Origin of the sequence: Corynebacterium tapiri (assembly GCF_006334925.1) — a bacterium.
Lineage (GTDB): Bacteria > Actinomycetota > Actinomycetes > Mycobacteriales > Mycobacteriaceae > Corynebacterium > Corynebacterium tapiri.
In genome coordinates, this window is the sequence record NZ_VDHJ01000012.1 from 1 (window position 1) to 15,176 (window position 15,176).

Genomic DNA, 15,176 nt, shown 5'->3' on the forward strand with positions numbered 1-15,176 from the left:
GCCGGTTGCTGCTGGGCCTGCTGAGCAGGTGGGTATCAATCTTGTGGGGGTGCAGTGACTCCAAACAGGTTGACATCCACCGTTTTGTAAACATTTGCACTTGAACCGCCCCCCAGGACGCCTTTTGGCCGGTCAGGGGGCGTACAAGCGTCGTGCGCCATGCCGCCCGGCCAGCAGTTATGGGTAATAAAGAAACAAAATGTTGTCTTAATTATTTTTAGGTAAGCCTATTTTAAGTTAGGTTCAACTTCCTTGTTTTGAATTTGAAAAGTCTTTATTGTCGGCTTTAGTTCTTTCCAGATTGTAGATCTCCAGGAGTTGTTCACCATGTCGCTGGCCACTGTTTCCACCTGTTCCGCCACTACCTGCGCGTTCAACCAGAACGGTTGTACCGCTCCCGCTATCACCATGAACGAGGGTGCTACGTGTGCCACCTTCGCCACCCTGGATGTCCGTGCCAAGGGTGAAGGTGAAGGTGCAGTGGGTGTGTGCCACCGTCTCGAGTGCGTGCACAATGATGCGCTGAGCTGCACCGCCTCCGGTGTAGATGTGACTGCCGCTGCTGCCTGCGACACCTTCGAGGCTCGCTAGAAGGCGGGGCTTAAAAAACAAAGCGCGCGGATCTTCGTTGGGGGAAGATCCGCGCGCTTTTATCTATCGGGCTAGCGGTCAATGAAATGGAGGTACCAGCACACCAGCCCGAAGTCTGTAATTAGGCCACGGCCGCGCTCACGGCAATGGCCAAGTCTGTGGGGGTGGTAGCGGCGTCGGGAAGCGCTACCAGGGTTGTGATGAGGCGACGGTCTGTTGATCCAATTAGTACGATCCCGTGCTCGCTGGCGTCTCCAATCCACATCCGGTTCTGCTGGTGGGGGCACAGTGGGTAGCTCATGTCCGTCAAAACGCAACCATGGGTCAGGCCTACCTGTACTTCGCTATGGAGGGAATGCAGGGTATTCATTCCAGCTGTCGAAAGTGCCTGCAGGACCTCGACTTCCTCGAGGCGCCGGGTCGCCGGATTGATGGCTTCGGCATCGATCCGCTGGGTGCCTCCCGGCCAATGCAGGTGGCACTGCTGGAGGTGGACGGTGCCCACGCGCACTGGTCCGCCACCGGCCCGCCATTCGATTCGCCCCAAGGCGTGCACGCTGGCAAAGGCGATGGAGGTGCCCCAGTCAAGGGCTTCCTTGTGGACGTCGATACGCACTTCACTGGTGGGGAGGTGTGCTACGTCGTCCTGCCAACACTTGACGACGAGTGTGCCGTCCACGTCGAGGCTGTGCTCGAGCGTGGTGATGGTGCGGGCCGGGTAGGTCCGGTAAGCGACGAACGACAGAAGGCCAGCGCCGCTGAGCATGCGGTTAGCTAGATCGACTGCGTAGTTGTTCTGGAAGTTCGTGGTGTCCATCTTCCCAACCCCTTTCGTGAAGTAAGGTCACCCTATCCTAAGTAAGGGTGACCTAACAAGGGGTTGGGAAGAATTAACTTGAAATCACTCCACTAGTTGCTTGTCGGGGGAGCAGGCGGAGCCGAAGGGGCCGGCGGGGCACTGGGTGCAGGGGGCGCTGGCGGGACGTTGGGAGTTTCGGTCTTCTGGGGTGCGCTTGTAGTGCTGGGTGCAGGGGGAGCTGCGGGGGCAGCGGGAGCCGCAGGGGCAGAGGGTGCCGGCGGTACTGGAGGCGCACTCGGAGCGGCGGGCGCAGGTGGCGTTGCTGGCGCTGGCGGGGCACTTGGCGCCGGCGGTGTGGCGGGCGCAGGGGGAGCTGCGGGGGCAGCGGGAGCCGCAGGGGCAGAGGGTGCCGGCGGTACTGGAGGCGCACTCGGAGCGGCAGGCGCCGGCGGTGTAACGGGCGCAGCGGGAGCCGCAGGGGCTGGGGGTGCCGGAGCAGGCGTCGGGGTAGGTGCCGGAGGCGTAGCTGGGGCAGAAATGTTCGCGGGCTGAGCAGGCGCAGCCTGGTTCGATGAGGGTGGCGCAGTGCCCGCCTGTTCAGTGGTGGGCTGTTCAGCGGTGGGGTGCTCGGGGACAGGCTGCGCAGGGGCGGCTGATTTGCGCACAGGGGTGAGGCCGAGGTCGATACGCGTGGGGTGCACGACCTGGGATTTGGGCTGAGGGGTGGGCAGGGAACCGTCGATAAGCACGGAGTCGCGCAGCATCACCGCGACGTCAGTGACGGCAGCGGAGGACTCGAGCGATTTCACACCCGAGGTGAGCATCGTGTTGCAGAAGGGGCAGCCGACGGCGACGGTCTCGGCGCCTGTGGCCAGCGCTTGTTCGGAGCGGAACTCGGAGATGCGCTGGCCGATTTTCTCTTCCATGAACATCCGGGCGCCACCAGCGCCGCAGCAGAATGCCTCGTTGCCGGACTTCTCCATCTCCTTGAGCTCCAGGCCCGTGGCGCCGAGCAGCTCACGCGGTGGGTCGAAGACCTTGTTGTGTCGGCCGAGGAAGCATGGGTCGTGATAGGTGATGGGCGCGCGATTGTCGGCGGTGCGGGGGATGGGGGTCAGGCGCTTGTCGCGCACCAGACGGTTGAGTAGCTGGGTGTGGTGGAAGACGTCGTAATGCCCATCGAAATCTGGGTACTCATTACGCAGCGTGTTAAAGCAGTGCGGGCAGGTGGTGATGATCTTGCGACGCCCGGGATCGTGGCCTTCGAAGAGGGTATTGAGCTTCTCGACGTTCTTGTCTGCCTGCATCTGGAACAGGAACTCGTTGCCAGCACGACGGGCAGGATCGCCGGTGCAGGACTCTCCCTTGGACAGCACGGCGAACTTCACGCCGGCGACATGGAGCAGCTCGGCCACGGCGCGTGAGGTGCGCTTTCCGGCGTCGTCATAAGCTCCCGCGCAGCCTACCCAGAAGAGGTACTCGGTGTCATCCAGGGTGTCGATGTCCTCGCCCACCACAGGGATGTCGATGCCGTCGCGCTTGGCGGCCGTGATCCAGTCGGCGCGCTCCTTGTTGTTGCGTCCCCAGGGGTTGCCTTTGTTCTCGATGTTGGTGAACATTCCGGCCAGCTCGGAGGGGAAGTCGGCCTCGGCGAGTACCTGGAATCGGCGCAGGTCACCGATGTGATCGATGTGTTCGATGTCCACGGGGCACTGGTCAACGCAGGCGCCACAGTTGGTGCAGGACCACAGCACGTCGTCGTCGATGACGCCACCCTGGCCGGCCAGCTTCAACACGTCGATACCCGCGTGGTCCTCGGGAGCCGGGTTGGTGTCCGTCAGAGCTGCGGAATTGGCGATCGCATGATCGCGCAGGTCCATCATGACCTTCTTGGGACTCAGCGGCTTGTTGGTGTTCCACGCCGGGCACAGATCCTGGCAGCGGCCGCACTCGGTGCAGGCGGTGGTGTCCAGCAACATCTTCCAGCTGGCGTCGTGCAGACTACCCACGCCGGTGGAATCGGTATCCGAATCGAGGGTGACCTTTTCTCCGTCTGCCACCATGGGCTTGAGCTTGCCCAGGCCATGGTTGGAAGAGCGGAAAAAGATGGAGAAGAACGCTGTGAAGCGGTGCCAGCCCACGCCCCAGGTGAGGTTTCGGCCCATGAGGAAGAAGAACGCGAAGCCGGAGACGAGCTTGATAAAGGCGAAGATGCTTACCAGCGCGGGTGACGACGGCAGCAGCTGGGCGATCCAGTACGTCAGCGGATTAGGCCAGATGTGCTCGGCGCCGAAGGCGGAAATCTTGGCCGCCTTCACCAGAACCATACCCAGGCCCTCCACCAAGACGATGGCCTCGATTGCTCGGGCAGCCGTGGCGTTGGAGTAGAAGAATCGGCTGGAGCGCTTCGCGCGTCCGACGAAGATGCGGTATCCAATGAACCCGAGTATGCCCACGACGGTGCCCACTCCCAGGATCTCTTCCAGCAGGTGGTAGACGCTCCAGCTACCCAGCAGGGGCCAGCCACCGGCGGGGTTGAACACTTGGATGAACGCCTCGAAGTAGACGACGATACCCATGAGGAAGCCCATCATGACCAGCCAGTGCAGCACAGCAAATACCGGGCGCTTGGCCATGCGGGTGTGGCCGAACACCTCAGCAAGCATCCGGCCGAACCTGGACACCGGACGGTCAGTGCGAGTGCCGCGCTCTACTGGCTGGCCGGCGGAGATCAGCCGGTAAATCCGAAACACCCCGATTGCGAAGACGATCAGCGCCGGGACAAAAAGGACGACGCTGAGGATGCCTAACACGAGCGAGAGGGGAGTACTGGCCAGATCTGACATGCCTTTCATCATATGGGTTGGGCTGCGCACGGCCTTGGTTCTATATCCACAAGCGGCGTATCGACGCCTTCTCGCAGCGGACAGTTGTGAATAACCCGGAAAAATTCGAAGACGCCGCTGCCGAAAAATCAGCAGCGATGTCTGTGGGGAAGGGGTTCTACCGAGTAACTACCGTGCAGCCTCGATCTGAACCGCCTGGGCAACCGCCTGGATCACTCCGGCGATCTTGATAGCCTCCCAGACCTGCTCCTTGGTCAGTCCACCTTCGCGGACGACCTTCTCGTGGGCCACAGCGCAGTGCTCGCAGCCGTTGATGGTGGACACGGCCAGGGCGAAGAGCTCGAAATCGGCCTTCTCGATGCCCGGCTTGGAGATGATGTTCATGCGCAGGCCGAACTTGACCTGGGCATAGTCATCGCCGAGCCAACCCTTGGCGCGGTAGGCCACGTTGTTCATGGCCATGACGGTGGCTGCGCCGTAGGCGGCGTCGATAGCCTCCTCGGAAAGGTGCTCCTTGGCCTCTTCGGCGATCTCGGAAAGCACCGTGTCGTTACGAGTAGCAGCGGCACATGCCAGCAGGGTTCCCCACAGCTGCTGCTCGTTGAGCTCAGTGCCGCGCGCCAGGGTGCCCAGGTTGAGCTTCTGGTCCTTGGCGTACTCGGGCAGGGAGCTCTTGAGGTTATCGATGCTCATGCTTTACTTCAGGCCTTCCTTAAGAACTTCCATCTTGTCGATGTTCTTGGTCGGGTCGTTGGCCTCCCAGTTGCAGGCGCAGACCTCTTCGGACTGCAGAGCGTCGAGAACGCGCAGCACCTCGTCTACGTTGCGGCCCACGGCGTCCGGAGTGACGGACACGAACTGGATCACGCCGTCCGGGTCAATGATGAAGGTGGCGCGGTCGGCAACACCGTCAGCGTTCTCGACGCCGAGGGCGCGGATGAGCTCGTGCTTGATGTCGGAGAACATCGGGAACGGGATTTCCTTCAGCTCCGGGTGGGTTGCACGCCAGTTGAAGTGAGCAAACTCGTTGTCGATGGAGCCGCCCAGAATCTGGGTGTCGCGATCCTGGAACTCCTCATCGAGCTTGCCAAAGGCAGCGATCTCGGTCGGGCAAACGAAGGTGAAGTCCTTCGGGTAGAAGAAGACGACCTTCCACTTACCGGAGTACTTGTCCAGGGAAACGGTCTCGAAGTAGTCCTCCGGGTTCTGAGCGTTAGCCTGGTGCAGGTCGCCGCCCTTAAGCGCGGTCAGCTCGAACTCGGGGAACTTCTCTCCAACGGTCATGATTGCCATGTGTTGTCAACCTCTTTCTGTGGATTTCGCGTTTTCGCCTGGGGCGGATCCCGGGCGATCTGTCTCCGACACTAGGCACCGCAATCACGCTTGGCAATGAAATCGGGCAAATTTATAGAAAAAACCTGAATTGCACCTAAGGATAATTAAGGCCTGTCCTATAACCCCAGTTTCTTGGGGCGCTTCTCGACGCCCCGTGGTGTGGCCGAAGCTCCCCTTCAGGGGAGATGCCGGGCTGCTATCGGCGAAGTAGGTCCTGAACGAAGGGTTGCTGCATGAGCCAGCTTCCTGCGCCGAATATCGCCCCAAGAATGCCGATGATGATGCCAATGATGCCGAAGACGACCTCACCGTTGTTCTGGGAACGGGCTACTTCCAGATCCTTCTTGGCAGTCTCCAGAAGATTATCGGTTTCGGTCTGCTGCGCCTTGTTGATCGCGAGCTTCTCCTCCTGCTCCTTCAGCTGTCTAGCAAGGTCGTCGAGAGTCGCGTTTTGGGAATCAAGAGCGTCGGCCTGTTCCTTGATCCTGGCAGCTTGAGCCTTGATTTCTGCATCTCGGTCGCTGAGCTTGTCGGCTTGCTCCTTGAGCGTCGTTGCTTGCGCTTGGATAGTGGCGTTGGCGTCATCGATTACCTTCTGAGCCTCAGCGCTGTTGGAATCCACCTTCTGGTCGTACTCTGCCTTGGTCTTCTTAAAGGTTTCAATCAATGCAACGAGTTCTTGTTGATCAGCCAAGATCTGCTGGCGCAATACGTCGTTTTGATTTTGGGCTTGGTCCAGGGCGGCGTCGGACTCTGCGAGAGCCTGTTCAGCTTCTCCCAGGCGTGTCGAGACGGCCTTGATCTGTTCGGCCTGATCCTCCATCTGTTTGACCATGGCGGGGTAGCGCTCTGCACGCGCAGTTTCACGGCCTTGTCCAACATCAGGCAGGCACGCCTTGAGCTCTGTGTAGTCGTAAAAGTTCTGCGTTCCCGCTTTGACCTGGCAATTGCGACCAAAGTGCACCGGCTTCTCGTTGTGCTGCATGCGGACGATGAGGTCGCCCTGCGCGTTGCCAAACACATCCCACTCGATATTGCCCATCATCGGGTCGGACTCTGCCTGAGTAAACCCATTGAAGTCGGTGTAATTGAATAGCTCACCGTCCTTCTTGGCCGTTGCGTCGGCTCCGATCTCAGAGATGGCCATTATTGCGTTAAGCGGGGTTAGCACTTCGTTATGCGAAGCCATGACCGTTGCTACTTGGCCTGTGTTTTCGCGTTGGTCGATCGCATCGAACATGTGCTTCAGCACCGGCTTGCCGTGAGCGTACGAGAAGGTTTGTTCCGCCCCGTCGCTGGTGGTTCCGAAACCGGCCCCGCGCTTGTACCACTCATCAATTGCGGTGCACCGCTGAACCATAGTGAGGCCCTGCATGAACGACTCTCGCTCAGCACCGGATGGCTCCGGGAACTGCTTGTCGCCCAATTCAGTTTTCATTCCGGCTGCGATCGAGCGCGTCTCAAACAATTCGCGAGCCGGGCCACCGCAGTACCCAGAGTAAGAAAGCTGATCGGCGGCGTCACCGATGTAGGGGCGCAGCACATTGGGCATCACAGAGAGCGCATCAGCCGGGTTCGTGGGATATCCCTTGACGGTTGCGTAGAGGCCATCAGTCTTCAAATACTGGTCACGTTCTTGGGAAGACGGCAAGTTCGGCACATCAAAAGACTGCAGGACTTCCTTGATAGGCGTGGCTTTTGCCGGGAGAGCGTGTTGGTTCTCTGGCGAGTTCTGGGTGACTCCGATAAACACATTGGCCGAATCGATCGCGCGAGCTTTAGTCGAGGCTTCAACTGCGATCTTTCCGGACGGCAGATTCTGCAGTCGATCCTGTGCGCGCTGGGACCAGGCCGTCCACTCCGACTTGCCGAGTTCGGTCAGATTCCCGCCGCCAATCTTGTTATGGGCAGGCAGCATGTCATTGCGGTAAAACGAAAGGAGCTCTTCCCCGAGGGGTGTTAATGTACCTTCTGACTTTGCCTTTTCCAGAACCTTGATCATCTGGTTGATGTGATCCGCACTGGACGAGGTGCGTGAACCGTGGCGAAGGAACGCTGCCACGTAGACCGGGGAATATCCTGCTGGAGCTTGCTCTAGCACCGGCGCGGTTTCCGGGGCCGGGTACGGAGTATTGGATCCGTATAGGTTTCCTAGGTCGGGTTGATTCGTAGCGTCGGCGGCTGTGGCAGGGCGCGCGAGGGAGGTCACCAAGCTGGCGGAAACTACAGTGGCGAGCAGTGCTCGAGAACGAAATGACATGAGTAAGACACTTTCCCGGTGGATCGGATAAGAGACAACGAGTGCGTTTCCGACAAGGCACATCAGTCCCCTCGTGAAATCGCCAGCCCAACGATTCCCAGACCTGTACGGCGGTTGGACAGACGTGATCCACTGCTAGAAATGATCCGAACCCTGCGGTTACGTTTTCCCACTGAGGTAATGAATATCCCGTTCGCGTAACCGTTCGGTTACGCGAAGGCGACGGCACAATGAACCTCTAATCACACAGAAAGGGCTGGGGTTCTCGTCCCTTTAAGGGAAGTCGGAGAACCCCAGCCTCATGGTGAGCCTGCGTCGTCAGTGCGCGAACTGAGCCTGATGCAGTCGGTAGTAAGCACCCTCGCGTGCCAGCAGAGAATTGTGGTCTCCCTGCTCCATGATCTGGCCGTTTTCCATGACCAGGATGACGTCCGCGTCGCGGATGGTGGACAGGCGGTGAGCGATCACAAAGGAGGTGCGCTCCGAGCGCAGCGCTGCCATGGCCTTCTGCACTAGCACTTCCGTGCGCGTATCCACCGAGGAAGTGGCCTCGTCCAAGATCAGCAGCGCCGGCTGTGAGAGGAACGCACGCGCGATGGTGACTAGCTGCCGCTCGCCCGCGGACAAGGAGCCGCCGTCTTGATCGATCTGGGTGTCATAGCCGTCGGGAAGCGAGTGCACGAACCGATCGACGTAGCACGCCTTCGCCGCCTCGATGACCTCCTCGTCAGTGGCGTCCAGGCGGCCGTAACGAATGTTGTCCATGATCGTGCCCTCGAAGAGCACGGCGTCCTGCAGCACCATGCCCACCTGGGATCGCAGCTGGTGGCGAGGCATTTCGGCGATGTTGTGGCCGTCGAGAAGAATCCTGCCCTTATCCAGCTCGTAGAAACGCATGATGAGGTTGACCAGGGTCGTCTTGCCCGCGCCAGTGGGGCCGACGATGGCGGCGGTCTGGCCTGGCTCGACGCGCAGATCAAGGTCCTGGATGAGAGGCTCGTCGGTGTAGGAGAAGGAGACGTCCTCGAACTCGACCAGTCCGCGGGCGCGGTGGGGCGAAGCGGACTGCTCGGTTTCTGGAACCTGCTCCTCGGCGTCCAGGAATTCAAAGACGCGCTCTGCCGAGGCCACGCCCGACTGCACCATCTGCATCATGCCGCCGAGCTCACTCAGCGGCTGATTGAACTGACGTGAGTACTGGATAAAAGCCGTGGCCTGGCCCAGAGTCAGCGACCCGGACGCGACCTTCAATCCACCCAGCACCGCGATGGCCACGTACGAGAGGTACGAGATGAACTGCATGATGGGCATCATCAGGCCCGAGAGGAATTGGGCGCTTCTCGACGCCCCATAGAGCTCTCCATTTCGCTCCTCAAACTCCTGCACTGACGCCTCCTGGCGCCCGAAGAGCGTGATTACTTCATGGCCGGAGAACGTTTCCTCGATATGCCCATTGAGCTGGCCTGTTGCGCGCCACTGCGTCTTGAACTGCGCCTGCGATCGGGTGCCGATCACTGCCAGCACGATGCCGGTCAGGGGAATGCCCAGCAGGGCGACGAGGGCGAGTTGCCAGCTCACCGAGAACATCATGATGGTGATGCCGATGATGAGCAGGATGGAGTGCAACGCCTGGGAAAGAGCTTGCTGCATGGCCTGCTGAACGTTGTCCACATCGTTGGTGGTGCGCGAGAGAATATCGCCGCGTTGACCGCGATCGAAGTAGCTCAGCGGCAGAGCGTTGACCTTGCGCTCGACGCTGGCGCGTAGCTCAAAAATCGCGTCCATGACGATGCGGTTGAGCAGGAAGCCCTGCAGCCACATCGCCGCCGAGGAAGCCACGTAGAGGCCGAGGATAATCAGGATTAGCCGGCCCAGAAGCGAAAAATCGATGCCCTGGCCAGGGACGAGGTGCATCCCGGAGAGCATGTCGGCGAATGTATTTTCGCCCTGGGCGCGCAGGCCTTCAATGACCTGGTCCTGGGTCACCCCAGCAGGCATGCGCGAGCCAATCGCGCCGGAGAAAATGACGTCCATTGCCCGGCCCAAGACGCGGGGTGCCCACACGCTAAACAGCACGGACACGATGACCAGACCGACCACCACGGCCATGGTGATCTTGTGTGGTGCGAGCAGCCCGAGCATGCGCCGTGCAGAAGGCAGGAAGTTCTTGGCGGTACGGGGTGCGGAGCCCGACCAGTCATCACCGCCCATCTTCTCCTGCAGCTCCAGGATTTCCTCGTCAGTGAGCTCGGTGGACTTGGCGGACGAAGCTTTGTGGGAGGCCATTAGCGGGCATCCTCCATCATCTGAGACTCGGCGATCTCGCGGTAGGTTTCGCTGGAATTCACCAGTTCATCGTGCGTTCCGCTGGCCACGATCTTGCCGGCATCGAGCACGATGATGTTGTCAGCATCCTGGATTGAGGACACGCGCTGAGCCACCACGATCATGGTGGCGTCCTTCATCCGCGGAGCAAGAGCTGTACGGAGCTGAGATTCGGTGACCATATCCAGTGCGGAGAAGGAATCGTCAAACACGTAGACCCGGGCCTGAGACACCAAGGCGCGGGCGATGCACAGGCGCTGGCGCTGGCCGCCGGAAACATTGGTTCCACCTTGGGAGATGGGCATTTCCAGGTCGTCGACGAAGTCTGCCTGTGCGATGCGCAGTGCATCCCACAGCTGCTCCTCGCTGGCGGAAGCGTTGGCAACACGCAGGTTGCTCGCCACCGTTCCGGAGAAGAGATACGGCTTTTGTGGCACCACCGAGACGAGTTTGGTGATCTGATCGCGAGTCAGCTCGGTGATATCAGCACCGCCGATGCTGACCCTTCCGGAGCTGGGCACCATGAGGCGGGGCACCAAACCCGCCAGGGTGGTCTTGCCGGAGCCTGTCGAACCGATGATGGCCGTGACGGTTCCGGGACGAGCATGGAAGGAAATGCTGTCCAGGACGGGGGCTTCTGCCCCGGGATAGGAGAACGTGACGTCGTCAAAGGCCACAGTCGCCGGACCAGCAACCTGGCCGGCAGGCTCGGTGGGCTCGACGATGCTAGGAGAGTGGGAAAGCACTTCGGTGATGCGCTGAGCACACACCATGGCACGCGGCAGCATCATGGCCATGAACGCACCCATCATCACCGCGGCCAGAATCTGCATCAGGTACTGCATGAACGCGGTGAGCGATCCAACCTCGACGTCGCCGTTGTCCACACGGTGGCCGCCGAACCAGAGCAGCGCTGCGATGGAAACATTCAGGATCACCAGGATCAGCGGGAAGAGCAAAACGAAAAGATTGCCGATCGCCCGGCTCAAGTCAGTCAGCTCCGTGTTTGCTGCGCGGAAGCGCTTAGACTCATGCTCCTCGCGAGTGAAGGCGCGTACCACGCGAATACCCGTGATTTGCTCGCGCAGGACACCGTTGACGCGATCGATCTTGGTCTGCATCGCTTGGAACTTCGGCAGTAGGCGCATGATGAGCAGTCCGACCACCACGCCGAGCACAAGCACGCTGACTAGGACCAGCCAGGACATTCCCGGGTCCTCGCGCAAAGCCATGATGATGCCGCCCACCATCATGATGGGCGCGGCAACCATGAAGTTGAGGAACATCAAAAAGACCATCTGGACTTGCTGGACGTCATTGGTGCCGCGGGTAATGAGCGTGGAGGCGCCGTAGTGACTGACGTCCTCCACGCTGAAGCGAGCCACGCGGTTGAACACTCGGGAGCGGATGTCGCGGCCAGTGCCCATCGCGGCGCGGGATCCAAACCAGATCGCCGCGCAGGCCGTGATCACCTGGGCAAAGGCAACCGCCAGCATGACCCCGCCGACGCTCCAGATATAAGGAACATCGCCCTTAGCCACGCCCTGGTCGATGATGCGGGCGTTGAGCGAGGGTAGATACAGAGTTGCTGCCGTGGAGGCTGCCTGCAGCACGATGACGGCCACGATGGCCAGCCGATATGGGCGTGCATTGTGCGCGAGGAGTTTAAGAAGGTCCACCCGGGTCCTTTGGTCGTTTAAATGTTCAATTGTCTTTCAGGAGTCTAGAGGGGTGAGGCCCTGGAGCCAAGGGGTGATGGTCGCCCGCTCAACCTTGGTTAATGGTGAAAAAGCCTGAGAGCCGGATACTCTTTCGCTATTGGAATTCGTTGCCAGAAATGGCAGAAGTGAGGGTGTGCTCATGCGTGGATTCATTCGGCGCTAGCATCGCTGCCCAAATCCTTCTATTGCACGTATCGCATTGCCAAGAAGCTGGTCCCGGGTCTGGACAACTACAAGTTGCCCACGGTGGCGCAGACGTGCGCGCCGGGATACCGCCTTCGGCACCATCAGGCGGTTTCTGACGCCGAGGCCTGCGTGCTCATCGTTATGAATCTTCAGCAGCGTTCCGGTTAAAGTAGACAGAATGGTCTAGGGGGTGGGGTCAACGTTGGTTCACCCCTTAATATTCACACGGTTTATGGTGGCATTGAGGTGGGCAAAGAGCGTCGATAAGCGCCCAGAAGGTCGGTAAACCGCTCGGCTCGCTCTCACTAGACCAAGCGGTTCGGTATGTTGTGTTGTACTCAAGTGACGAGATCGTCAACCAAGGAGCAACAGTCGTGACCACCGCCAGGCCTAAACCCCAACGAGCACCCAAGTCGGAGGGGCAATGGAAGATCGACGGGACCGCGCCGCTCAACCACGACGAAGAGGTTAAGCAGGAGGCTCCCGGAATCGCGGTGATGCAGCGCGTGCGTGATACCTACGCGCACGAGGGGTTCGACTCCATCACCCCGGATGACCTGTATCCGCGCATGAAGTTCGTGGGCATGTACACCCAGCGCAAGCAGAACCTCGGCGGGGAGCACACCGGCAAGGACAACTCCGAGCTGCATGACAAGTACTTCATGATGCGCATCCGCTTCGACGGCGGTCTATCCTCCCCGGAGCGCATGCGGGTGGTCGGTGAGATTAGCCGAGACTACGCGCGCAGCACCATCGACCTGACCGACCGCCAGAACATCCAGCTGCACTGGGTTCGCGTAGAGGACGCTCCGGCGATCTGGGACAAGCTCGCTACGGTTGGCCTGGACACGCTCGATGCCTGTGGTGACGTGCCGCGCGTGGTGCTCGGATCCCCGGTGGCCGGGGTCGCAGCGGATGAGATCGTGGATGGCACGGAAGCGATCGCGACGATCAAGCGCGAATATCTGCCCCGGGATGAATTCCAAAACCTGCCGCGCAAGTTCAAGTCTGCGATCTCCGGAAATGCCCGCCAGGACGTCGCCCACGAGATCCAGGACCTCGCCTTCCAGGGCGTGCGGCACCCCGAGCACGGCCCCGGATTCCAGGTGTTTGTGGGTGGAGGGCTATCCACCAACCCGATGCTCTCGCAGTCTCTGGGCGTGTTCGTCACCGCCGAGCAGGTGCCCGAGGTCTGGGCAGGTGTGGTGGGCATCTTCCGCGACTACGGATACCGCCGCCTGCGCAACCGAGCGCGCCTGAAGTTCCTGGTGGCCAAGTGGGGTCCGCAGGAGTTCCGGCGCGTGCTCGAGGAGGAGTACTTGGGGTATTCGCTTCTCGACGGCCCCGACCCCACCCCGAATCTGATCGACCGGGACCACATCGGCGTGCACGAGCAGGCCGACGGCAAGTTCTACCTGGGCGTTAAGCCCATCCTGGGGCACATGCGCGCGGAGCAGCTCATCAAGGTTGCCGACCTGGCGGAGAGCTACGGCATCACCCGAATTCGCCTGACTCCTTTCAAGGAAATCCTCTTCCTCGACCTGGAACGCGATCAGCTGGAGCCCTTCGAACGCGATCTTGCCTTGCTTGATCTGCATGCCCACCCCAGCGAGTTCAAGCGCGGCATGCTCTCCTGCACCGGCCTGGAGTTCTGCAAGCTTGCCCATGTGACTACCAAGTCGCGTGCGATCGAGCTGGTCGACGAGCTGGAGTCCCGCTTCGGGGACCTCGACTCGCCGATCACGATCTCGCTCAACGGCTGCCCCAACGCCTGCGCCCGCACCCAGGTCTCCGACATCGGCCTCAAGGGTCAGACCGTGACGGACGAGGACGGCAACCGAGTCGAGGGTTTCCAGGTTCACCTGGGCGGAACCGTCGGCGAAGGGGCGAACTTTGGCCGCAAGATCCGCGGCCACAAGGTCACCTCCACGCAGCTCACCGACTATGTGGTGCGCGTGGTGTCGAACTACCTGGAGGACCGCAACGACGGCGAAATCTTCCGTGACTGGGTGCTGCGCGCCGACGAGGAGCTGGTCTCTTGACCCCGATGTACTGCCCCTTCTGCGCTGGCCAGGCGCTGTTTCCGGAGGAGATCGACGACCACGCCTGGGCATGCACTGAATGCCACCGGGCTTTCTCCGTCAAGGACCACGGAGCTCAACCGGCCGACCACGCCTTCGAGCCCGCACCGTCCACCGCGCAGGCGTACCTCAACCACCTGAGCAAAGGCGCTCGTGATGCAGAATCTTTAGCATCCGGCCACACTGAAAAGGTTGGGTCCGAGGCATTACAGAAAGGCGGCGCACGCAATGGCTTCTAATTTTTCCCTGCTGAATCCCAGCTCCGACGAGAACGAGCCGAAGCGGGATCCCGAACTCAGCCCGCCGGGTGACGCCACGACCGCCCAGCCACTGGACGACGAGACCTTAGAACGCAACCGCCAGCTCGTCGAGCGCTACGCCGATGAGCTTTACGACGCCCCGGCCGAGCGCATCTTCGAGTGGACCAAGCAGCACGCTCCGGGGCCGGTCGTGATCACGATGAGCATGGAAAACACAGTGCTCGCGGAGTTGGCCAAGGATCACCTCCCGGGCGCTGACCTGCTCTTTTTGGATACCGAGTACCACTTTCCGGAGACCCTGGAGGTTGCCCGGGACGTCGAGAAGCGATACCCCGACAACCATCTCCTGCGGGTCACCGCCACCCTCTCGAGGGAGGAACAGGACGAGGTGTACGGCAAGAACCTCTACCGCTCCAACCCCACGGCGTGTTGCCGGATGCGCAAGGTCGAGCCCCTGCAGCGCGCGCTAAGCCCGTACGTGGGAGTGATCGATGGCCTGCGCCGGGCCGATGGGCCCACGCGCGCCCAGGCCCCGGCCTTGTCGCTGAATAAGACCGGCCGGCTGAAAATCTCGCCGATTATTACCTGGAGCCTGGAGGACACCGAGGCCTTCATCGCCGAGCGTGACCTGATCGTGCACCCGCTCACACGCCAGGGATACCCCTCCATTGGGTGCGCTACCTGCACTCTTCCCGTCGCTGAGGGGCAAGACCCACGCGCCGGGCGCTGGGCGGGATCAGCTAAGACCGAGTGTGGATTGCACACCTAAAAC

Annotated in this window: 11 protein-coding genes; 4 read left to right on the forward strand and 7 right to left on the reverse strand. The window is 60.8% G+C overall.

Going from position 1 to position 15,176, the window contains the following annotated elements:
- Positions 1-327: 327 nt before the first annotated feature.
- Entirely contained in the window at positions 328-591 is a 264-nt protein-coding gene (locus tag FHE74_RS08820) for a DUF1540 domain-containing protein (RefSeq protein WP_139466149.1), read from the forward strand.
- Positions 592-712: 121 nt separating this feature from the next.
- Here the strand turns inward: FHE74_RS08820 and FHE74_RS08825 are convergent, their stop codons facing one another.
- From FHE74_RS08825 to FHE74_RS08855, 7 genes are all read right to left on the reverse strand, one after another.
- On the reverse strand, positions 713-1,408 hold the full coding sequence (locus tag FHE74_RS08825; protein WP_139466150.1) for a hypothetical protein: 696 nt from the start codon (positions 1,406-1,408) through the stop codon (positions 713-715).
- Positions 1,409-1,500: 92 nt separating this feature from the next.
- Positions 1,501-4,236, reverse strand: coding sequence for a heterodisulfide reductase-related iron-sulfur binding cluster (locus FHE74_RS08830; RefSeq protein ID WP_139466151.1), 2,736 nt, complete (start codon positions 4,234-4,236; stop codon positions 1,501-1,503).
- A gap of 168 nt (positions 4,237-4,404) precedes the next feature.
- The gene (gene ahpD / locus FHE74_RS08835) at positions 4,405-4,929 is read right to left on the reverse strand and encodes an alkylhydroperoxidase, AhpD family (RefSeq protein WP_139466152.1); all 525 of its coding nucleotides are present in this window, start codon (positions 4,927-4,929) and stop codon (positions 4,405-4,407) included.
- Between the two features lie 3 nt (positions 4,930-4,932).
- Positions 4,933-5,529 (reverse strand): peroxiredoxin, encoded by a 597-nt coding sequence (locus tag FHE74_RS08840; protein WP_139466153.1) that lies wholly within the window; start codon positions 5,527-5,529, stop codon positions 4,933-4,935.
- 238 nt (positions 5,530-5,767) lie between these two features.
- Entirely contained in the window at positions 5,768-7,831 is a 2,064-nt protein-coding gene (locus tag FHE74_RS08845) for a hypothetical protein (protein ID WP_139466154.1), read from the reverse strand.
- Positions 7,832-8,149: 318 nt separating this feature from the next.
- Entirely contained in the window at positions 8,150-10,117 is a 1,968-nt protein-coding gene (locus tag FHE74_RS08850; protein ID WP_139466155.1) for an ABC transporter ATP-binding protein, read from the reverse strand.
- On the reverse strand, positions 10,117-11,835 hold the full coding sequence (locus tag FHE74_RS08855; protein WP_139466156.1) for an ABC transporter ATP-binding protein: 1,719 nt from the start codon (positions 11,833-11,835) through the stop codon (positions 10,117-10,119). The genes FHE74_RS08850 and FHE74_RS08855 overlap by 1 nt, the downstream gene beginning before the upstream one ends.
- Before the next feature lie 602 nt (positions 11,836-12,437).
- Between FHE74_RS08855 and FHE74_RS08860 the strand changes: the two genes are divergently transcribed.
- From FHE74_RS08860 to FHE74_RS08870, 3 genes are read left to right on the forward strand one after another with little or no spacing between them, the layout of a single operon-like run.
- Positions 12,438-14,105, forward strand: coding sequence for a nitrite/sulfite reductase (locus FHE74_RS08860; RefSeq protein WP_139466157.1), 1,668 nt, complete (start codon positions 12,438-12,440; stop codon positions 14,103-14,105).
- Positions 14,102-14,383 (forward strand): hypothetical protein, encoded by a 282-nt coding sequence (locus FHE74_RS08865; RefSeq protein ID WP_139466158.1) that lies wholly within the window; start codon positions 14,102-14,104, stop codon positions 14,381-14,383. The genes FHE74_RS08860 and FHE74_RS08865 overlap by 4 nt, the downstream gene beginning before the upstream one ends.
- Complete coding sequence (locus FHE74_RS08870) at positions 14,373-15,173, forward strand: phosphoadenylyl-sulfate reductase (protein WP_139466159.1); 801 nt, start codon at positions 14,373-14,375, stop codon at positions 15,171-15,173. Before FHE74_RS08865 ends, FHE74_RS08870 begins: the two co-directional genes overlap by 11 nt.
- Positions 15,174-15,176 lie beyond the last annotated feature (3 nt).